This is a genomic window from Paenibacillus sp. SSG-1, from assembly GCF_002224835.1.
Taxonomy (GTDB): Bacteria; Bacillota; Bacilli; order Paenibacillales; family Paenibacillaceae; genus Paenibacillus_AQ; species Paenibacillus_AQ favisporus.
The window spans coordinates 715,751-735,731 of record NZ_MBRK01000001.1; the positions used below are offsets into that span (position 1 = coordinate 715,751).

Consider the following 19,981-nt stretch of genomic DNA (forward strand, 5'->3'; position numbering starts at 1 on the left):
GTTTAAATGGAGTCTGGCTTCTTTGAGGTTTGATAGCTATTTTAGTTGGACTAAAGAATACGATGCCAGCATGGGAGTAAAATGATTCCGAAGAAGCGAAGCGGTCGTAAGAGCTTTCCAAAGGAAAGCTAACATCGGAAGCATATGCTTTGGCTTTCGGATTTCTACCTTATTGTAGGTTCAATAAAATCAAAAATTCCGAAAACAAGAGTGATCGTAGGAACATTTTACGTACATACCCTTATCATCGATTTCAATGTTTTAACTAATAGTTTCGTAAAGGACGCACGGTATAAGAGATCGTTTTTACCGCATGGGCCAAGCTCACTGGGGCATACAATGTTACGAATGGTGATGATGACTGCGGTCTAGTCCCGCGGAAAGGAACGATGCCATGCAGCAGTATACCGTGAAGAAAGGCGACACCCTGAGACGCATCGCCGCAAGCAAGGGGTTATCGGCGAGTCATATTATCAATGCCAACCCATGGGCTTCCGACCAGCCCTATTTAATTCCGGGGCAGATTCTGTACCTTCCCTCTTCTCCGCGCAGAAGGTATGAGGTTCAGGCGGGCGATACGCTGGACCGCATCGCTGCAGCCTTTCAAACCCGGGAAGAGGCGATCATGGAGATGAATCCCGGCATTTCGCCGCATGTTCTTCCCGAAGGGCGCGTCCTGGTGCTTCCTCCGTCCGAACGGGCGGGTATTGTCCAGCTTCTGGGAGAATACGGTTACCGTCAGATGAAGGAGGATATCCGGCAGTTGGCGGCGTTCTATCCTAAGATCGAAACCGGATCGATTGGAGAGAGCGTACTCGGAAAACCGCTTCCGTATGTAAAAATCGGGGAAGGCGGCAAACATATACATGTGAACGCTTCCATCCATGCAAACGAATGGATAACGACGCCGTCCGTCATGCGTTTCATCGAGGAATACGTCCGCAGTCTGCAATGCGGGGAGCGCTGGAACGGCTATGATCCCGTGCAGTGGTACCAGCAGTGCACGCTCTGGGTCGTCCCGATGGTCAATCCGGACGGCGTGGAGCTGGTTCAAGAAGGGATTCATCCCGGCCATCCGTATTACAGGCAGCTGACGGAGTGGAACGGCTGCCGCCGCGACTTCCGGCATTGGAAGGCCAATATTCACGGCGTGGACCTGGGCGATCAGTTCCCGGCCCATTGGGAGGAAGAGGTGCAAAGGCGGGGCAAACGGTCTCCGTCCCCCCGGGATTACCCGGGTACCGCTCCGCTGACGGAGCCGGAAGCGGCCGCGCTGGCGGCCTTTACGCTGGAAACGTCGCCTGATGCGGCCGTATCTCTGCACAGCCAGGGGCAGGAGATTTACTGGAATTACCGCAACTATGAGCCCAAGGAGAGCCGGGAATGGTCCCGCCGCCTGGGCCAGGTCAGCGGCTATCGTCCCGTAAAGCTGGAAGGCAGCGACGCCGGCTATAAAGATTGGTTTATCCAGCATTTCCGCCGTCCCGGCTTTACTGTCGAGGTCGGGTTGGGCAAAAACCCGCTTCCGCTTGAGGATTACGATCAAATCAGCCTGGACGTCGGTTTGATTCTGGCTGAACTCATGTCATTGTGAAAAAAATATTGAAACATTTTCTGCAAGATTACGTATGATATGATTAAGGGAGCGGACGCTGTGTTAGGTTTAAGTAGAGACCGGCGATCGTTTCCTTTTTTTCGCGTAAGAGCTCGTCCGGGTCCGGATGGATCCGTAATCCACGTATACAAGAAGAGGAGGGAAAGGCATGAAATGGAGAAGACTGCTGTCGCTGCGGCGCTGGTCCCACATGTTCTCGCGGATTTGGCGCTACCTGGTTTCGCCTCAAGTGGCCATCATGGACAAGCTGCTGTTTCTCGTTCCGGTGGTGCTGTATTGGGTGCTGCCCGACGTTATGCCGTTTATCCCGATTGACGATATAGGAGTCACGATGCTGATGACGGGATGGTTTGTCTCCCGGATGGATAAAAAATACCCCGGCCTGCTGGACAACGGCACGATTCATCCGCCTAAGGGTCCGGTGCGCTGAGGCTTCTTGCCATCCTATATCCGATACTGTACAATCAATAGTTACAAATAGAATGAACTCAAGAAATTTATGTTGAAGAGCTTGGATAAGCTGTTACAACAGGGGTTCAATTCGAAACTTGAGTTCAATCTATACCGTATGTAAAACTGACCTTACCTATAGGAGATGTAGCCGATGAAATGCAAAATTACCCGCAATGCGGCCAAGGTGCTTAAAAAGGAACTCGAGAAGGAAGAAAACCGCGATCTGAAGCTTCGCGTGCTCGTGACCCACGCCCATGGCGACCATGCGCACTACGGCCTGGATATGGACAAGCCCAAGGATTCGGATGAAATCGTCAGCACCGATAAGGAAATCGATGTGCTTCTGGACAAGAATGAGCCGCTTCTTGACGGCGTCAAAATCGACTATTTGTATTTTCCGCAGGAAGGCTTTGTGATCACCAATCCATCCCAAGGCAACCACGGCGATCACTAAGGCGCTCTATTTCGAACCTGAGTGCAGGGACCTGGTGGAAAATGGTGGATTCCCGGATTGCTGCATAGTTCCGCTCCTTCCATACCATTCTAAGGACGGGTAGGAACTTTGTAGTGAAGGGAGAGCAACTGTTTATGACAACACGTTACGATTCCAGTCTGCAATCACAAAATTCGGTATCCCAGGCTCAAAACGCGGTGGAGAAGCTCCACAACGCGGTTTCCTCGGCTCTGTCCCATCCGACCGGGCAAATGATCGAGCAGGCGCACAACCGTCTGGCTCATACGGAACAAGCCGTACGTCAAGCTGGCCTGGCGGAGAACCGTCAAGCCGTCGAATTGGCAGAAGAAATGTTGGCCGAGGAGAAGAGCCGTTTGGCGTCACTGACGTCCGAGGAAGGGAAATCGAATTCGTAGGTTCCTGTCTGAACCCGTGAAGCGCACTGTGCTTTGCGGGTTTTTTGCATGTCATCCTTCGGGATTCGGGTCATATCCATACAGCGGAGTGACGACTATATTGAAAGGGCTTTTTTGGGGCCCGTCCCTGATTATGCTATAATGAGGATTGTCTTCTTTAGTCTCCTCATTATTTCATAAGGAAGGTTGTGAGAGTATGAAGCACATTACCGATTGCACCATCCTGAATAACGGAGTTACGATGCCATGGCTTGGGCTAGGCACCTTCAAAGCCCAAGGGGACGATGTGTATAAGGCGGTAAAGCTGGCGCTGGAAATCGGCTACCGAAGCATCGACACTGCAAAGGTTTATGGCAACGAGGAAGAAGTGGGCCGCGCGATTGCCGAGAGCGGCATTCCGAGAGGCGAGCTTTTCGTCACGACCAAAGTGTGGAACGATGACCAGGGTTATGATTCCACACTCCGGGCCTTCGAAGGCAGCCAGAAGCGGCTTGGCCTCGAGGTCATCGATTTGTACCTGATTCATTGGCCTGGCAAAGACAAATTCAAAGATACGTGGAAAGCGATGGAGCGCCTGTATGAGGAAGGACAAATCCGCGCCATCGGCGTCAGCAACTTCCACGTTCACCATCTAAAGGACCTGCTGCAGGACAGCAGGACGGTTCCTGCCGTGAACCAGGTGGAGCTGCACCCGCGGCTGATCCAGCAGGAGCTGCAGGATTTCTGCGGCGCACAGGGAATCCAGCTCGAAGCGTGGAGCCCGCTGATGCAGGGCAAGCTTACCGATGATTCGACGCTGGCGGGCATCGCCCAGAAATACGGCAAAACGCCGGCTCAGGTTATCCTGCGCTGGAACCTCCAGAACAAGATCGTCACGATTCCGAAGTCGGTTACTCCTTCCCGGATACGCGAGAATGCGGACATCTTTGATTTCGAGCTGTCGTCCGACGAAATCAAGAAGATCGACAGCCTTAATCAGAACCGTCGCGTCGGCAGCGATCCGGACAAGCTTCTGTTCTAGCATTCTCTTCCATATAAGCAGCAAAAACCCGGACTCCTTAAGGAGTTCCGGGTTTTTCTTTTTAATTGAGCTCAGGGATCAGGTCATACTGCAAGGTTTCATCGGAGGTGTACAGCTCTTTTTTCGCCCGGTCGTAGCCGGCACGGCAAGTGCTGACATCAACTGTTTTGCCGGTCTTCAGACTATAGCAGCTGCCATCCTCGAACATGCCGCTTTGGGAGGGAATGTAAAACCGTTTGCCGTCTGTATAAGCTCCGCTGCGCAGGACCACGAATCGGTCTTGGCCGTCAAACAGATCATTTCCCATCATGTACTGGGACTTGGCGGAAATGCCCAGCAGGTGCAGGAGCGATGGCGCCATGTCCAGCTGTCCGGCGGGTTGGTCATACACCCCTGCGCCTTCCCCGTCCGGCAGATGCACGAGGAGCGGCACCTCGTTCATGATCTGCTCCATGTCCAAATCGGTCAGGCTTTTGCCCAGAAACTTCTCATAGACCGCTTTGTCCTTCACCGAATTGTCATGATCCCCGTAGATATACAGGATGGTATGATCCCAAAGGCCGTCCTGCTTCAGCCGTTCCACCAACTGACCGAGCGCTGCGTCCACATAGTGGATCGCCTGCAGGTAATCTCCGAAGACGGTTCCGTCGAACTCGCCGACATTCAGCTCCTGCACGTCGTCCGGCAGCGAGAACGGATGGTGGGAGGAGAGTGTAATCAGAAATGAGTAGAACGGCTGCGGAAGCTGCTCAATTTGATCCATGGACTGTTTGAAAAAGGATTTGTCCCCAAGCGACCAGCCGAGAGGCTCATCGATTTCGTAATCCTTTTTGCTGAAAAACCGGTCGTAGCCCAAGGTTTCGTACATCGCATTCCGGTTCCAGAAGCTGCCGTCATAAGCATGGAACGCATTTGGCGTGTAGCCGTGCTCCTTCAGGATCGCCGGAAGCGAGTTGAACTGATGGTCAGCGTAGCGGATGAATACCGAACCGTACGGAACCGGATGCAGGGAAGTCTGGGACGAGAAATCCGCATCGGAGGTTCTCCCCTGGCCGGTTTGATGATAATAATGGCTGAAGTACATGCTTTCCTTCATGAGCCGGTTGAAGTTCGGCGTGATTTCCTGTCCGCCGATCTGCTTGCCGATCATGAAATTCATGAATGCCTCGGTCTGGATGACCATGACGTTGCTGCCCTTGTACCTGCCGAACATGGCGTCGTTCTCCGAACGCGTTGTATCTTTATGATCAAACCATTCCTGCACATGGTCGACTTCGCCTGAAGCGAGCATGGACTTTGGACCCAAATGCTCTTTACCGAAGCGGTATGCGTCGTATACATGAAAACCGAGCAGCCCGGTTACGTTATAAAGCGAAAGGTTCCACCAATTTCCGGTAAAGAGGCCAACAGCGTAATAATCGATGTAGAACTTGAGCGGCGCAAACGTTACGACACAGCCGATCACCAGGGCGGCGATCCCGGATGAGAAGCGGCGGGCGAATCCGGCCCTCCGGGATGGTGATTTGCCGACCGTAAAATTCAGTGCCCCCCGTGCCGGACTTCGCCATCCTGACGGCTTCCATATCGCGAAGACGGCCAGCAGCAGCCAATCCACGGCAAACCATAGATCGCTCCAATGAAGCAGTGTCATAATGCTGTCCCCGAGGGAGTCCACCTGACTTGCCTGCATCATCACCGTAAAGGTGACCAGATCCTGAAAATATCGGTAGTACACCAAGTCCGTGTACATCAGCGCCGTAAGCAATAGGTTAACGACGATAAGCGCGATCCGCTGCCCGCGTCGGGGAAGCCATAAGGTCCAGAACGATACGAGGATCAGGGATCCGAGGCCGATAAAAAAGTCCAGCGGGTTGAAATCGATTTTGCTGATATGAAGTTTAAAATGGAAAAGAAGCAGCTTATATATCATGAACAGCAAAAATAGGCTGTATGTGAAGTAACGGGAGCGGATGAACCGCCCGAAGCCGCCATTTGAAGCGTGACTGGACATGCTGTATGAGTAGTTCAAATTGGACAACCTCCTGCTATAGCGTTGTAAATAGGTCATGATAAGATATACCCCAAAACCATATAGGAGCTGTCCAAGTGGACAGCTCCTGACAAAGCGGCAGCGTTTGTTACGAACGGCGGGGCGGAAGAGGCCCCAGGAATTGATAATATTGGCATTCGATGCGGCCGTTGAACAGCTTCCGCCGCTTGTCGGCCTTCCGGCCGAAGTAATGCTCGAACTGTTTGGTCGGGCTTAAGGCAAAGAAGGACCACGTCGGCAGCTGATTGGCCGTATGCCCCAGCGTGCGGACAAGCTTCTCGACTTCGGTCTTCTCGCTGAGCCGCTCCCCGTAAGGCGGATTGGTAATCAGGCAGCCATATTCCCCTTGCGGATGGGCTTTGGAGGCAGGGAGCACCTGAAAATCGATCTCGCCAGCGAGGCCTGCGCTCTTGGCGGCTGCTTTGGCGACTTCGATCGCCTTCGGATCGATGTCGCTGCCGGTCAGCTGGAGCGGCTGATCGTCCTGCACCGCATCGAACGCTTCCTCGCGCGCCTCGCTCCACAGCTCCTCAGGAATGGCCGGCCAGTGTTCCGAAGGGAAGGACCGGCGCAGACCCGGCGCAATGTTCCAGCCGAGGAGGGCCGCTTCGATTAGGATCGTGCCGGAGCCGCAGCATGGATCATACAGCGGCCGCGACGGATTCCAGCGGCTTATCTGCAGCAACGCGGCGGCCATTGTCTCCTTCAGCGGGGCTTCGGTAACCAGCTTGCGGTATCCCCGCTTGTGCAGGGCCGGCCCGGTCGTATCCAGCGTCAGCAGCGCCACGTCCTTGAGCAGATTGACTTCGATGACATAACGCGGACCGTTCTCCTGGAACCACTCGGTATGATAGCTCTGTTTCAGCTTTTCAACGATCGCTTTCTTGACGATGCCCTGACAAGCGGGCACGCTGCTGAGCTGGGAGTGGTGGGAGCGGCCTTCCACGGGGAACTCCCCGTTCGTCGGAATCCAGTCCTGCCAGGGCAGCGCTTTGGTTCCTTCAAACAATTCGTCAAACGTTTTGGCAGGGAATTCCCCCATTTTGACGAGGATGCGGTCGGACGTCCGGAGCCACAGGTTGCAGCGGCAAATATCTTTGTAATCTCCGGTAAAATTGACCCTTCCGTTCTCGACTTGAACGTCGTTATAACCTAATTCCTTCAACTCGCGCGCGACGATGGCTTCAAGGCCCATCGGGGCGGTTGCAATCAACTGCAGCTCTGGCATGGTGCGTGTTCAACTCCATTATTCTTGTAGATCACCGTAAAAATTCATACAATGATGGTAGATCCTGCAGCAGTGTTCGAGTGCGGATCTTTGTTCATCCTCACATTATAGGATAATGTAAAGTCAATCACAAACATTTGTGTTCGTTACGTAAAAATTGCCGGGTCCGGTAGGAAAAAGGGGAAGTAGGAAAGTGAATCCAGAACAATATGCAGACCATTTTATCGAAAATGACGAGGTCCTGAATCGGGTCAAGCAGGTGACCGCCGAGAAAGGCATGCCCGAAATCGCCATCGCGCCGGGCTACGGACGGCTGCTGACGCTGCTGGTCAAGGCGACGGGAGCGGCCCGTGTCCTGGAGATCGGGGCGCTGGGCGGATACAGCGGCATTTGTCTCGCCCGGGGGCTTGCACCGGAAGGAACGCTTACCTCGCTCGAACTGAAGCAGGAATTCGCGGACGTTGCGCGGGCCAATGTGACCGAAGCCGGGTTCGGCGGCCAGGTGGAATACCGGGTCGGACCGGCGCTGGACAGCCTGGCACAGCTGAAGGCGGAGGGGCAGAGGTTCGACTTCTTTTTTATCGATGCGGATAAGGAGAACTATCCGAATTACCTGGAGTACGCGATCGAACTGGCCAATCCGGGCGCGCTGATCGCGGGCGACAACACCTTTCTGCGGGGGCGGACCCTCAACCCCGACAAAAACGGCCCTTCGGTGCAGGCGATCCGCCGCTTCAACGAAGCGATGGCAACCGACGACCGGCTGATCGGAACCATTCTCCCGGCTTATGACGGGCTGGCGGTGGCCATGGTCAAGTAAAACAGCAAACGAAAGCCCGATCCGGATGCAGTCCAGGATCGGGCTTTTTTTTGGAATGAAATAAAGATGATGAGTGCAATGATTTCCTGAATGACAGCTTAGTCGATTTCCGTGACCCCGTAGGTCGTGAACCACGACTTGACCGTTTCAAAGTCGCTGCTGAAGGACAAGCAGAGCATCAGGAGGATGCGGGCCTGCTGGGGACTCAAGTTGTCCCCGGAAATGATGCCCTTTCCGCCGCCGTAGACGCTGCCGGAACCGGTCCGGGTCGTGGTGACGAAGACCACACCCTGCTCGACCGCCTTGCTGCGCGCCTTGCTCATCGCGGATGAAATGCCTCCGGCTCCGGTGCCTGCGGTAACGATGCCTTTGGCTCCGGCAGCGGTAAACCCTTCGATGGCTTCGCCGCCCGCGTCTTGATAGGAATAGGCGATTTCGGTTTTTGCCAGATCGGACTTTTTGATTTTGGCGAGGTCGAAGACCGGCTTGCCTTTGCCCGGCCCAAGGAGGGCCCGCTCCGGTGCACGGTAGATGCGGATCGTCGTTTCATCGATATATCCGACGGCCCCGAGCATCGGCGTCTCGAAAGTGTCGACGCGGTAATCGTTCGTTTTCGTGACCCCGCGGGCGAGGTTGATCGTGTCATTCAGCATGAGGACGGTGCCGAACGAGGCGGTCCGGCCGCTTGCCGACAGCTTGATGGCGTTATAGAGGTTCGCTTTGGCGTCGGAGCCGACGACCGTCCACGGCCGCATGGATCCCGTAATGACGACCGGCTTATCGCTTTGAACGGTCAGATCCAGGAAGTAGGCGATTTCCTCCATCGTGTCGGTGCCGGAAGTGACGACGACGCCGTCGTAGGATTTGAGCGCTTCGTCCACGGCCTTGGACAGGTCGTACAGATCGGCCATCGAATAGGCGGAGGAGCCCGAGTTGCCGAATTGGAGTGTTTCGACGTCGGCGATTTTTTGCTTGTCCGGGAGCTCGCTCACCATTTGCGCGATAGGAATGCTGCCCGCCTTGTAATTTTGGAAGCTGGTCTGGTCGACGGACTGCCCGGCGATGGTGCCGCCTGTGGCGATCACCAGCACGTTAGGCAGCTTGGAGGCCTTGTCGGCATCGGTGATCGGCGGGATGGCCGTGTTGCGAACCGGGGCCGTTGTACCGGTTGTCGTTGTGGTTGCAGGTGCGGTTGTCGTTACAGCGGGACTTGTCGTTGCGGTTGCCGCCGCTGTCACCGAGCTGCTTGTTACCGCTGCCGCGTCGGCGAAAACGCTGCCTGCGGGTGCGGCGAAGAGGGACAGTGCCGTCAGCGCAGATGCATGAATCAGGGACCACTTGCCGAATTTTCTTTTCTCCATCAATCGATCAGCTCCTCATTTGCATGTAATGGTTATGTAATGAAATCTAAGATGATCATATATGGTGTTAGGTTATATGACAAATTAAAAGGATCAGCGTGTAAGCGTTTATTATCGAAGAAAATGCTAGATAATAGCCCTTTTTGTTGGTGATTTGATATAATTTATAAAATAATCAGGGGTTGATTTACAATGTGAATGGAGGGGAAACAGTCCTGTGGATCTTATTTCATGTTAGAATATATTACGTATATTAAATTTGGGATTATAGTTAGGGAAACGGAATACATATCGGTGAGTTTGTCATTTGTCACGGGAGGTTACTTTCCATCAGAACATTTTTCGATGAAAACTTGTTCCTTGCGGTCATACGGCAAGAAAAAAAGACGGCCGCAGGGTCACTAATGTGACTCTGCGGCCGTCCCTTTACCGCCAACGGCGGCTGTTTAGCGGTACTGCGGCGTGTTGCTGCGCTTGTACAGCTTCAGCCGCACCCAGACCATATTCAGCAGCAGCAGGCTGCCGGAAATGATGAACAGTCCTTCGATGCCGATAAATCCCGACAGGAATCCGCCGACGAGCGCGCCCAGCATATTGCCGAGTGCGAGCGTGCTTGTGTTGAAGCCGAATGCCCGGCTTTCCATGCCTCCAGGCGTGTAAGAGCGGATGAGGGCATTGACGCTGGGCAGCAGGCCGCCCATGAAGATGCCCATCAGGAAGCGGACGACGATCAGCTGCCATACGCTCTGCACGAACGCCTGCGGGATCAGGCACAGTCCTGCGCCGATCAGAGCGTAGGTCAGAATGCGGTAGGCGCCGACCTTGTCGCTGAAGCGCCCAAGGATCGGGGAGGTGATCATATTGGACAATCCCGTCACGGCGCTGACCACGCCTGCCCAGAAGGCGATGTCAACCGAGGAGCGGTGCAGCTTCTCCACGTACAGCGGCAGGAGCGACATGGGGCTCATCATCGCAAATTGCAGCAGAAACGTTACCGCAAACAGCGCGGGAAGCTGCGGGATACGGGCCAGCTCCTTAAAGCCTTCAAGCACCGACACCTGCGGCGCACGGGCGGCCTTTTCCCGGTTGAAGTTTTCCTTGACCAGGAACAGCGCCAGCAGGGAAGCGGCGAAGATGAGCATGCCGATAATGTAAAAGATCGGACGGAAGCCGATCAGGTCGGCCAAGCCGCCGCCGATCAGCGGTCCGAGAATCGTTCCGGCCACCGAGCCCGACTGCATGATCCCCATTGCAAAGCCCATCCGTTCCTTCGGGGTCGTGCTCGATACGAGCGAGATGGATGCCGGGTTGAAGCCGGAGATCGTGCCGTTCAGCAGGCGCAGCAGCAGCAGCTCCCACGGATTCCGGGCAAAACCCATCAGCACGATGACGATGGCCATCCCGAAGCCGGAGCGCAGCAGCATGATTTTCCGGCCGTACCGGTCCGACAGCTTGCCCCATAATGGCTGAAAAATAAATGAGGTCATGAAGTTGGCCGCAAAAATAAAGCCCGCCCAGAGGCCGATTTCATGCTCGCCCTGCACCCCCAGATCTTTAGCCAGATACAGGGACAGGAACGGCGTGATCATCGTCATCCCGGAGTTGACCAGAAATTGGCCGAACCAAAGCACAATGAGGTTGACCTTCCACGGTTTCAATGTGCTTTCACTTCCTTTCTAAGTTGACTGAAATGAATGATTGAAAAAAACACAGTTTTACCAGTATAGCACAATTTCTAAATGTCTTATGTTAAAGATGTCATACGATTGTCATCAGATGTCAGGGCGCGGCGGTTGTTACTTACTTTTAAAAAGGGCATAATAGAAAGCAGAGAATTTTATAGATATGGAGGCCTGTTCGTGACCTATAACGATACGTTGATCCGCGCCAGCTACAAGCAGGAAGTGAGCCATGTTCCTGTTTGGTATATGAGACAGGCGGGTCGCTATGATCCGGAATACCGCAAGATTAAAGAGAAATATTCGCTCCTGGAAATTTGCCGTCAACCCGAGCTCGCTGCCGAAATAACGATGATGCCCGTGCGCAAGCTTGGTGTGGATGCGGCCATTCTGTATTCGGATATCATGAATCCGGTCGCATCCCTGGGAGTCGATTTTGATATCGTGAAAAATGTCGGGCCTGTGATCGGCAATCCGATCCGGACCGCGGCCGACGTAGAGCGCCTGCGTCCGATCGACGTAGACAAGGATCTCAGCCACATCATAGAGACGATCCGCATCCTGGACAAAGAGCTGGACGTTCCGCTGATTACATTTGCCGGAGCTCCGTTTACGATTGCCAGCTATCTGATCGAAGGACGTCCTTCGAAAAGCTATATTCTCACCAAGACGATGATGTACAGCCAGCCCGAAGTTTGGCATCAGCTGATGAACAAACTGGGCGACATGGTCATAACCTATGTGCGTGCGCATATCAAGAACGGCGGCAAGGCGTTCCAGCTGTTTGACAGCTGGGTGGGGGCGCTGGCGCCGCAGGATTTCGAGAAATTCGTACTACCTACCATTACCCGTATCTTTGCCGAACTTTCAGATTTACATGTACCGAAAATCTATTTCCCTGGCGTTAGCTCAGGCGAGCTGCTGCCGACGCTGAAGGAGCTGCAGGCGAACGTGATCGGGCTCGACTGGAGAGTATCGATTGCCGAGGGACGGAAGCGGACCGGCGGGAAATTCGCCGTTCAGGGCAATCTGGATCCTTATGTGCTGACGGCGCCGATGGACGTCATCAAGCGGTACGCCAAAGAGATTATCGATCAAGGCGTTCAGGAGCCGGGGTATATTTTCAACCTTGGCCACGGCTTGTTCCCCGAAGCTTCATTGGATAAGCTGAAGGAATTGACGGAATATATTCATGAATATTCGGCAACCCTTCTCCGCTAGGAGACTGTTTCTTCATAGAAGAACCGATATATATATAGAAGAGGTGAGCGTTTCGTGAAAAATAAAGTAGGCGTACTGGTGATGTCCTATGGCACACCGGAGAGCATGGAAGGCATTGAGGCGTATTACACGCATATCCGCAGAGGGCATGCCCCTTCGCCGGAGCAGCTCAAAGAGCTGGCCGACCGTTATGAGGCGATCGTGGGCGGCGTATTCCCGCTTCGTGAGAACACCAACCGGCAGGTGGCGAGCCTGCAGGAGACCCTGAACCGGGACAGCCGCCACCCCGAGGTGGAATTCGTCTGCTATCAAGGCTTGAAGCATGCTTCCCCGTTCATCGAGGACGGCGTGGAGGCGATGGCCAAAGACGGTATCAGCAAAGCGGTCGGGATCGTACTGGCGCCGCACTACTCGACTATGAGCGTCGGAAGCTATATGAAGCGGGCCAAAGCGAAAGCTGACGAGGTCGGGGTTGAGATGACCTTTGTGCAGAGCTACCATATGCATCCGCAGCTGATCGAGGCTTTTACCCGCCGTGTGAACGAAAAGCTGGCTTTGTTCGAGGAAGCCGGTGCGGACCGCAGCAAAGTGCGCGTCCTCTTCAGTGCGCACAGCCTGCCTGAGAAAATTTTGGAGCTGGGTGATCCGTATCCGGAGCAGCTTTTGGAAACATCCCGCGCGGTGGCGGAAAAGGCCGATGTCACTTCCTGGCAGTTTGCCTGGCAGAGTGCGGGCCGTACCGCCGAGCCATGGCTCGGACCGGACATTCTGGACACGCTCCGCAACTTGAGCAAAGAGGAAGTCGAGGACGTGCTGGTCGCTCCGATCGGTTTCGTGTCCGACCATCTCGAAGTGCTGTACGATCTGGACATCGAAGCCCAGCAGGTAGCGAAGGAGCTGGATCTGCGCCTGATGCGCATCGATTCTCTGAACAGCGATCCGCTCTATATGCAGACGCTGTCCGACGCGGTGATCGGGCAGTGGGAAATGGCCCAGGCGGAGTAAAACTCTCGAATACGGCTGCATCTCTATATACGATGATGAACCCCCGTGTCACGGACCGGGGGTTCTATTTGTTCCCGGGAACCTGATATAATGGAGTGGGCTTTCAGGGGAGGGCCGGATCATTTTTAGAAAAATCGCTATGAGGGGTGAATCATGTACCCGCCAAGATCACAGAAACACCAGGCTGGAAAAAAAGCCAGGCGAAAAAGGCAGGGGCGGAAGTGGGGATACGTGAATCTCTGCCTGCTTGCCGTCATTGCACTACTTATTGGATATTATTTGTTGACGCAAAAGGCGCATACGGGCGGCTCTGCGCAGGAGTCCCACAAGCCTGCACAGCAGACCGCAGAGCAGCCGCCTGCTGACCCGAAAGGAACGGTGCCGGGAAGCGGAGAAGAGGCGGGGGGTTCCGGCCAGGAGACATCTTCGGAACAAGCGGCTGAGGAAGCTGCGGACCCGCCTCCGCTGGATCAAGCGGGAACTCCGCCGGATCAAGCAGGAACTCCGCCGGATCAGGAGGCTGCCGGCGTGCAGCAGGACCAGCCTGCTGGAAGCGGGAAGGAGCAGGCCGCCCAAGAAGGAAAGCAGGAGACGGGAAAGGATCCCGATTCCGGCAAAGCCAAGCCGCAGCAGGATCAAATCCCGGAGAAAACGGCTTCCGGGGGGACGTCGGATGCGCCATCCGGCCAAACGATTCGCATTCATTTTGTGGGCGACATGATTTTTTCAGGCAAAGTGGAAACGCTGCTTGAAAGCAAGGGCTATTCATACCCCTTTACATATTTGGGGGATTTGTTCAAGAAGGACGACCTGACGCTGGGAAATCTGGAGACACCGGTCACCACCCGCGGCGTCGGGGCCAAAAACAAAACGTTTGTGTTTAAATCATCCCCTAAGGCGCTCAATGCGCTGCGAGCCGCAGGCATGGACGCCGTCACGCTCGCCAACAACCACATCCTCGACCAGGGGGAGGAAGGGCTGCTGGATACGATCACTCACCTGGGTGCCAGCGGCATTAAGTATGTCGGTGCAGGGAAGAACGCAGCCCGTGCCTACGCGCCGGAATACTTCTCTATCAAAGGCATGAAGGTGGCGCTGGTCGGTGCCAGCCGCGTGTACCCGGAATCAAGCTGGGCCGCGGGTACCAATAAACCCGGTGTGGCCAGTGCTTACGGGCAGGCTCCCGAGGTGCTAAAATCCATTGCCGAAGCCCGCAACAACGCCGATCTGGTCATCGTCATGGCGCACTGGGGCATCGAGCGGCAGAGCACGCCGGATGCCAACCAGAAGGCGCTGGCCCACGCCTTTATTGATGCGGGAGCCGATCTGATCATCGGAGCGCATCCGCATGTGCTGCAGGGGCTGGAGCAGTACAAGGGCAAATGGATTGCTTACAGCACAGGAAACTTCATTTTCACCAAATCAACCGTTCCGGCGACCTGGAAGACCGCGGTATTTGAGGCGTCATGCGGTCCGAAGGGCGGATGCGGCATGAAGCTGATCCCGTACAAGACGGAGCTGGGACAGCCGGTTCCGATGAACGCCGAAGAAGGGAAGAAGCTGCTGCAGGAAGTGCAGCAGCTGTCCATTGGGGGCGTTCGGGTATCCGGCGACGGAACCGTAACGTCCGGCTCGGCACGTTGACCATAACTCAGGAGAGCGAGGGAGAGGGAATGAACAACCTGTGTGTGGCCCATCGGGGATTTTCCGGCAAGGCGCCGGAAAACACGATGGCGGCTTTTCGGATGGCGATGGCGGAGCCTTACGTCCAGTGGATGGAAATCGACACGCAGCTGACCGCCGACGGCATTCCCGTCGTTATTCACGATTTCAGCCTGGACCGGACGACCAGCGGGAGCGGCAAGGTCAAGGCCCATACGTGGCAGCAGCTGCAGCGGCTGGACGCCGGGAGCTGGAAAGGGCGCGCTTTTCAAGGAGAACGCATTCCCTCGCTGGACGAAGTGCTGCGCCTAAGCTGCGGCAGGGTCCGTTTGAACATCGAGCTGAAAACATCCGGCAATATGTACCCGGGACTGGAGCAGGCGGTGCTCGAACGTGTATCGCGCTATCATATGGAGCAGGACGTGGTGATCACTTCGTTTGACACCGGTGCGCTGCAGCGGGTCAAGGAGATCAACCCGGCGTTCAAGACGGGGCTGATCCTTGACGGAAGGCCGAAGGATCTGCCATCGCGCCTCAAGGCGCTGCAGTGCTCGTTCCTGTCGATCGGTCACCCTAATCTCGATTCGGGCCTCGCGTCGCTGCTGATCTCCGAAGGCATTAAGGTCATGGCCTGGACGATCGATGACGCCAGAGGCATGAAAAGGATCGCAGCAATGTCGCCCGAAATATTGATCTGTACCAACCGGCCGGACGTTTGGCGGAATACCTTTCCCGGCTGAACCCTGCCGGAAACGGCTATGTTCGAACTCGGCAACCATTGTAGCCTTGCTCGATGCAACACCCAATCCATCTTAGCAAAGGATGATCGAGATGATTCGTAACGTATACTGTGTTGGCCGAAATTACAAACTGCATGCCGCCGAGCTCGGCAACGAGGTTCCGACCGAGCCGATGATCTTTATGAAGCCGTCCCATGCGGTCGTTCCGCTTGACGACGCCGTTCTCGCCCTCCCGAAGGATCAGGGGGAGGTTCATTATGAAGGCGAAATCGTCATCCGCATCGCGCGTGATTATGAGCCTGGAGCCGTGGTGGATGATCTGGTGGACCAAATGGCGCTTGGCATCGATTTTACGCTGAGGGACGTGCAGTCGGTCATCAAAAAGAAGGGCCACCCGTGGACAGCGGCCAAAGGGTTTAAAAATTCCGCTCCCATTACAGGCTTCATTCCTTTTCCGGGAACCGGCAGCGTGACGGAGAAGGATTTTACCGTCTTGAAAAATAATGAGGAAGTGCAGCGCGGCAATGCGCGGGATATGATTTTCTCCCTCCAGGAAATCGTGGATTATATCGGCGCGCGTTACGGACTGGGCGAAGGCGACGTGATTTTTACCGGTACGCCGGCTGGCGTCGGCCCGGCATCCGAAGGCGATACGTTCGCTCTAGGCTGGGGCGAAGAGCAGCTGGGAAGCTGCCGCATCGGCTAAACCGCCATGATGTGGATCATCGGGGCGCTGTGCGCGCTCGTTGTTGCCGGGGCTGCGTACTGGAAGCGGTCGCTCACCATATCGGGAGCGATCTGCGCCTTTGTTATGGGAACGATTTATTTCGGAGCGGGGAATCTGCTGTGGTTCGGCACCCTGCTCGTCTTTTTTATCAGCTCCTCGGCGCTGTCGAAGGTGAAGGCAAGCCGGAAGGCTGAGCTGGAAAAATCCTACGCCAAAACGGGCAACCGGGACGCCGGACAAGTGCTGGCCAACGGGGGCGCCGGCATGCTGCTGTGCGTGCTGAATGCCTTCTGGCCGCACGAGGGCTGGGTGTTCGCCTTCATCGGCGTCATGGCGGCCGTAACAGCCGATACCTGGGCTACGGAGCTCGGCAGCCTCAGCCGCAAGCCGCCCCGTTCGGTCCTGAACGGGCGCGTGCTCCCTCCCGGCACGTCGGGAGGGGTGTCGCTGCTCGGCAGCACCGCCGCCGCGGGAGGAGGAGCGCTGATCGGCCTCTTCGCCTGGCTGTTTGAACGGCTGTCCGGGCCGGCCACCCATTCGCTGGCCTTGGACTTGGTGCTGGGCATAGTCGGCGGATTGGCCGGGGCTTTCGCCGATTCCATCCTTGGCGCATCCGTGCAGATTATGTACCAGTGCCCGGTGTGCGGCAAAGAGGTCGAGGTCATGACGCACTGCGGAAGCCCGACCCGCCGTATGGGCGGATGGCGGTTCATGAACAACGACGCCGTCAATATCGTCTCTTCCTTCATCGGAGGGGGAGCGGCCCTCGCGGCCGCGCTGCTGCTTTTCCCATGATTTTCGGGAGTTTAAGGGCTTAAAGCGTTCAAGGCAGCCCCGCTCTCCGTTTACCCCGCGTTTGGGGTAAGCGCAGTTCATCCTGGACAACCCGCTCTCAACATCTGACAGAAGCACAGCATACATGCCGCCCAGCCTTTGGGCGGTTTTTGTGTTAATATATAAGGAAGCAGAAAATCGCTGGATGAGTAGGGGAATTAGCTATGAACATAATGACAGTTGAACATATCTCCAAAAGCTACGGAGAGAAGGTATTGTTTGAGGACGCGTCCTTCGGGATGGCGGATCAGGATAAAATCGGGATCATCGGTGTCAACGGCACCGGCAAATCCACCTTTTTGCGGGTCATCGCCGGACTTGAGCCTCCGGACGAAGGCCAGATTTCCATCGGCAACAGCGTCCGGGTCCGTTATCTGGCGCAAAATCCCGATTTTGACCCGGGCATGACGGTGCTTCAGCAGGTGTTCCAGGGCCAGGACCCGCAGATGAAGATCGTCCGTGACTATACGGAGACGATGGAACGGGTCGAGCTGAATCCTTCGGACGAATCGCTGCAGCAGAAGCTTCTTAAGCTGAATCAGGAAATGGACGCCCTTCAGGCGTGGCAGCTTGAGAGCGAAGCCAAGACCATCCTGTCCAAGCTGGGCATTTCAAGCTTCGATGCCCTGATGGGGACGCTGTCCGGCGGCCAGCGGAAGCGTGTCGCGCTGGCGTCCGCCTTGATCCAGCCGTGCGAGCTGCTCATTCTGGACGAGCCGACCAACCATATCGACAACGACTCGGTCGCCTGGCTGGAGCAGTACCTCCAGAAGCGCCGCGGCGCGCTGCTGATGATTACGCACGACCGGTATTTCCTGGACCGTGTTGCGAATGTCATGCTGGAGCTGGACCAGGGCAGACTGTACCGCTATGAGGCCAATTACTCGGCCTTTCTGGAGCTGAAGGCCCAGCGGGAAGAGCGGGAGGCGGCTTCCGAACAGAAGCGCCAGAACCTGCTGCGGACGGAGCTCGCCTGGATCCGGCGCGGGGCCAAGGCAAGATCGACGAAGCAGAAGGCGCGCATCGAACGCTTTGAGGCGCTGAAGGATCAGAAGGGGCCGCAGCGTGCCGGGAATGTGGACATGGCCGCGCTTTCGACCCGGCTGGGCCGGAAAATCCTCGAGATCGAGCATTTGGCCAAAAAAGCCGGTGACCGGACGCTGATCCGCGATCTGAGCTATATTGCCGTGCCCGGCGACCGCGTCGGTATCGTCGGCCCGAACGGAAGCGGCAAATCGACGCTGCTGAACCTGATTGTCGGGCGGCTGGAGCCCGATGAGGGCGAAATCGTGGTTGGACCGACGGTCAAGCTGGGATACTTCACCCAGGAGCATCAGGAGATGGACGGCAATATGCGGGTGATCGAGTACATCAAGGAAGGAGCGGAAGTGATCCGGACCGATGACGGCAGCCAGATCACTGCTTCCCAAATGCTCGAACGCTTTTTGTTCCCGCCGGCTATGCAGTGGACACCGATCTCCAAGCTGTCCGGCGGAGAGAAGCGCCGCCTGTATTTGCTCCGGGTGCTGATGTCAGCCCCGAACGTCCTTCTGCTCGACGAGCCGACGAACGATCTCGACATTCAAACGCTGTCCGTGCTGGAAGATTATTTGGACGATTTTCCGGGCGTAGTCTTTGTGGTGTCTCATGACCGCTTCTTTCTTGACCGCACCGTAGAGAAGATTATGGCTTTCGAAGGCGAAGGGGCAATTCGCGTCCATGTGGGGGCTTACACGGAATATGCGGAATGGATAAGCAAAAATGCGCCGTCTGCCGCAGGCGGCTCCCCTGCGGACGGTCCGAAGAAGGCCGGCGCCTCCCAGGAGGCGGCCCAGCCTTCGGCTCAGGCGAAAGAAGCGCCGCGGGAAAAGCTGAAATTCAGCTATAAAGAGCAGCGCGAATACGAGCAGATCGACGGCCTGATCGAAGCCTGTGAGCAGAAGCTGGAGGGCATACAGAAGGAGATGGAAGCCGCGTTCAGCGACTCGGCGAGACTGCAGGAGCTGCTGCAGGCGCAGCAGGAAGCCGAGCAGGAGCTGGAGCATTTGATGGACCGCTGGACGTATCTGAACGAGCTGGCGGAGAAAATTGAACAGAGCAAGGCTTAGATTGAAGCGGCTCAAGGAGCTGAAGGTTAGTATATTAGGGCGTTCCCATAAAAGTTTACGGGAACGCCCTTTTTCTGTTCATTTTCAGCAAATGACATTTTTCCGGGCAAAGAACGGATTGACATCTTGGATTACATGTGTAATATTGGATGTATATGATGATTACAAATGTGATCACTAGAAAGGAGAGTAAACTGTGAAATCACTTCCCGTCATTTCCGAGGCCGAATGGGAGGTCATGAAAGTGCTGTGGGCCAGCTCCCCGCTGACGGCTGGTGAGGTCATTGACGTTCTGGCCGGCCGCATGGACTGGAGCCCGAAGACGGTCAGAACGCTGTTGAACCGTCTCGTCGCGAAGGAAGCCGCTTCATTCGATCCGGACAGCCGCCCATACCGATACTTCCCGCTTGTCTCGGAGGAAGAATGCCAGCGGGCGGAGACGAAAAGCTTTTTGCAGCGCATTTACAGCGGATCCTTCAAACCGTTGCTCGTGAATTTTCTCAAAGAGGAGAAGCTGTCGCAGGAGGAGATCGCCGAGCTGCGCAAACTGCTGGATGAGACGAGCAGACCGGAAGGGAGGGGGTAAG

General features: G+C 55.7%; 18 protein-coding genes. 14 read left to right on the forward strand and 4 right to left on the reverse strand.

Annotated elements, in window-relative coordinates; all coding sequences use genetic code 11:
• The first annotated feature begins 394 nt into the window (after nt 1-394).
• The 5 genes from BCV73_RS03510 (at nt 395) to BCV73_RS03530 (ending at nt 3,959) form a co-directional block, all read left to right on the forward strand.
• Nucleotides 395-1,594 (forward strand): M14 family metallopeptidase, encoded by a 1,200-nt coding sequence (locus tag BCV73_RS03510; RefSeq protein WP_089546032.1) that lies wholly within the window; start codon nt 395-397, stop codon nt 1,592-1,594.
• Nucleotides 1,595-1,763: 169 nt separating this feature from the next.
• Nucleotides 1,764-2,045 (forward strand): hypothetical protein, encoded by a 282-nt coding sequence (locus BCV73_RS03515; RefSeq protein WP_089546034.1) that lies wholly within the window; start codon nt 1,764-1,766, stop codon nt 2,043-2,045.
• A 174-nt stretch (nt 2,046-2,219) separates the two neighbouring features.
• A complete protein-coding gene (locus BCV73_RS03520) occupies nt 2,220-2,522 on the forward strand; it encodes an iron-sulfur cluster assembly accessory protein (RefSeq protein WP_076170266.1) in 303 nt (100 codons plus the stop codon).
• Nucleotides 2,523-2,656: 134 nt separating this feature from the next.
• Nucleotides 2,657-2,938: a hypothetical protein gene (locus BCV73_RS03525; protein ID WP_076170265.1), complete on the forward strand. Its 282-nt coding sequence runs from the start codon at nt 2,657-2,659 to the stop codon at nt 2,936-2,938.
• Nucleotides 2,939-3,134: 196 nt separating this feature from the next.
• Nucleotides 3,135-3,959, forward strand: coding sequence for an aldo/keto reductase (locus BCV73_RS03530; protein ID WP_089546035.1), 825 nt, complete (start codon nt 3,135-3,137; stop codon nt 3,957-3,959).
• 61 nt (nt 3,960-4,020) lie between these two features.
• On the opposite strand, the gene BCV73_RS03535 is transcribed toward BCV73_RS03530, so the two are convergent.
• Both BCV73_RS03535 and BCV73_RS03540 read right to left on the reverse strand, forming a co-directional pair.
• The gene (locus tag BCV73_RS03535; RefSeq protein WP_089550080.1) at nt 4,021-5,970 is read right to left on the reverse strand and encodes an LTA synthase family protein; all 1,950 of its coding nucleotides are present in this window, start codon (nt 5,968-5,970) and stop codon (nt 4,021-4,023) included.
• Nucleotides 5,971-6,097: 127 nt separating this feature from the next.
• The gene (locus tag BCV73_RS03540) at nt 6,098-7,237 is read right to left on the reverse strand and encodes a THUMP domain-containing class I SAM-dependent RNA methyltransferase (protein ID WP_089546037.1); all 1,140 of its coding nucleotides are present in this window, start codon (nt 7,235-7,237) and stop codon (nt 6,098-6,100) included.
• A gap of 193 nt (nt 7,238-7,430) precedes the next feature.
• Here BCV73_RS03540 and BCV73_RS03545 point away from each other — a divergent pair, with 193 nt between their 5' ends.
• The gene (locus BCV73_RS03545; RefSeq protein ID WP_076170262.1) at nt 7,431-8,057 is read left to right on the forward strand and encodes an O-methyltransferase; all 627 of its coding nucleotides are present in this window, start codon (nt 7,431-7,433) and stop codon (nt 8,055-8,057) included.
• A 98-nt stretch (nt 8,058-8,155) separates the two neighbouring features.
• Here BCV73_RS03545 and BCV73_RS03550 read toward each other — a convergent pair whose 3' ends face one another.
• Together BCV73_RS03550 and BCV73_RS03555 are read right to left on the reverse strand one after the other, a co-directional pair.
• Nucleotides 8,156-9,418, reverse strand: coding sequence for an asparaginase (locus BCV73_RS03550; protein WP_089546038.1), 1,263 nt, complete (start codon nt 9,416-9,418; stop codon nt 8,156-8,158).
• 446 nt (nt 9,419-9,864) lie between these two features.
• Nucleotides 9,865-11,076 (reverse strand): MFS transporter, encoded by a 1,212-nt coding sequence (locus BCV73_RS03555; protein ID WP_089546039.1) that lies wholly within the window; start codon nt 11,074-11,076, stop codon nt 9,865-9,867.
• Between the two features lie 201 nt (nt 11,077-11,277).
• On the opposite strand from BCV73_RS03555, the gene hemE reads away from it, so the two are divergent.
• The 8 genes from hemE to BCV73_RS03595 all read left to right on the forward strand — a co-directional run bounded on the left by hemE (nt 11,278) and on the right by BCV73_RS03595 (nt 19,980).
• Complete coding sequence (gene hemE, locus BCV73_RS03560) at nt 11,278-12,318, forward strand: uroporphyrinogen decarboxylase (protein ID WP_089546041.1); 1,041 nt, start codon at nt 11,278-11,280, stop codon at nt 12,316-12,318.
• Between the two features lie 54 nt (nt 12,319-12,372).
• Nucleotides 12,373-13,323 carry a ferrochelatase gene (gene hemH, locus BCV73_RS03565; protein WP_076170258.1) on the forward strand — a complete coding sequence of 317 codons (951 nt, stop codon included), beginning with the start codon at nt 12,373-12,375 and terminating at the stop codon, nt 13,321-13,323.
• Nucleotides 13,324-13,476: 153 nt separating this feature from the next.
• Nucleotides 13,477-14,967, forward strand: a complete 1,491-nt coding sequence (locus BCV73_RS03570; RefSeq protein WP_089546043.1) for a CapA family protein — start codon at nt 13,477-13,479, stop codon at nt 14,965-14,967.
• A gap of 29 nt (nt 14,968-14,996) precedes the next feature.
• Nucleotides 14,997-15,725 carry a glycerophosphodiester phosphodiesterase gene (locus tag BCV73_RS03575; protein ID WP_089546045.1) on the forward strand — a complete coding sequence of 243 codons (729 nt, stop codon included), beginning with the start codon at nt 14,997-14,999 and terminating at the stop codon, nt 15,723-15,725.
• A gap of 82 nt (nt 15,726-15,807) precedes the next feature.
• Complete coding sequence (locus BCV73_RS03580; protein WP_076170255.1) at nt 15,808-16,431, forward strand: fumarylacetoacetate hydrolase family protein; 624 nt, start codon at nt 15,808-15,810, stop codon at nt 16,429-16,431.
• Between the two features lie 6 nt (nt 16,432-16,437).
• Nucleotides 16,438-17,247 carry a DUF92 domain-containing protein gene (locus BCV73_RS03585; RefSeq protein WP_089546046.1) on the forward strand — a complete coding sequence of 270 codons (810 nt, stop codon included), beginning with the start codon at nt 16,438-16,440 and terminating at the stop codon, nt 17,245-17,247.
• 203 nt (nt 17,248-17,450) lie between these two features.
• Nucleotides 17,451-19,394, forward strand: coding sequence for an ABC-F family ATP-binding cassette domain-containing protein (locus BCV73_RS03590; protein ID WP_089546047.1), 1,944 nt, complete (start codon nt 17,451-17,453; stop codon nt 19,392-19,394).
• Between the two features lie 196 nt (nt 19,395-19,590).
• Nucleotides 19,591-19,980, forward strand: a complete 390-nt coding sequence (locus BCV73_RS03595; protein ID WP_089546049.1) for a BlaI/MecI/CopY family transcriptional regulator — start codon at nt 19,591-19,593, stop codon at nt 19,978-19,980.
• The last annotated feature ends 1 nt before the right edge of the window (nt 19,981 follow it).

Excerpts from the sequence above, each read along its gene's own strand:
- BCV73_RS03510 (WP_089546032.1), top strand. The coding sequence starts at position 395 with ATGCAGCAGTATACCGTGAAGAAAGGCGACACCCTGAGACGCATCGCC.
- BCV73_RS03515 (WP_089546034.1), top strand. The coding sequence starts at position 1,764 with ATGAAATGGAGAAGACTGCTGTCGCTGCGGCGCTGGTCCCACATGTTC.
- BCV73_RS03520 (WP_076170266.1), top strand. The coding sequence starts at position 2,220 with ATGAAATGCAAAATTACCCGCAATGCGGCCAAGGTGCTTAAAAAGGAA.
- BCV73_RS03525 (WP_076170265.1), top strand. The coding sequence starts at position 2,657 with ATGACAACACGTTACGATTCCAGTCTGCAATCACAAAATTCGGTATCC.
- BCV73_RS03530 (WP_089546035.1), top strand. The coding sequence starts at position 3,135 with ATGAAGCACATTACCGATTGCACCATCCTGAATAACGGAGTTACGATG.
- BCV73_RS03535 (WP_089550080.1), bottom strand. The coding sequence starts at position 5,970 with ATGTCCAGTCACGCTTCAAATGGCGGCTTCGGGCGGTTCATCCGCTCC.
- BCV73_RS03540 (WP_089546037.1), bottom strand. The coding sequence starts at position 7,237 with ATGCCAGAGCTGCAGTTGATTGCAACCGCCCCGATGGGCCTTGAAGCC.
- BCV73_RS03550 (WP_089546038.1), bottom strand. The coding sequence starts at position 9,418 with ATGGAGAAAAGAAAATTCGGCAAGTGGTCCCTGATTCATGCATCTGCG.
- BCV73_RS03570 (WP_089546043.1), top strand. The coding sequence starts at position 13,477 with ATGTACCCGCCAAGATCACAGAAACACCAGGCTGGAAAAAAAGCCAGG.
- BCV73_RS03575 (WP_089546045.1), top strand. The coding sequence starts at position 14,997 with ATGAACAACCTGTGTGTGGCCCATCGGGGATTTTCCGGCAAGGCGCCG.
- BCV73_RS03580 (WP_076170255.1), top strand. The coding sequence starts at position 15,808 with ATGATCGAGATGATTCGTAACGTATACTGTGTTGGCCGAAATTACAAA.
- BCV73_RS03585 (WP_089546046.1), top strand. The coding sequence starts at position 16,438 with ATGATGTGGATCATCGGGGCGCTGTGCGCGCTCGTTGTTGCCGGGGCT.
- BCV73_RS03590 (WP_089546047.1), top strand. The coding sequence starts at position 17,451 with ATGAACATAATGACAGTTGAACATATCTCCAAAAGCTACGGAGAGAAG.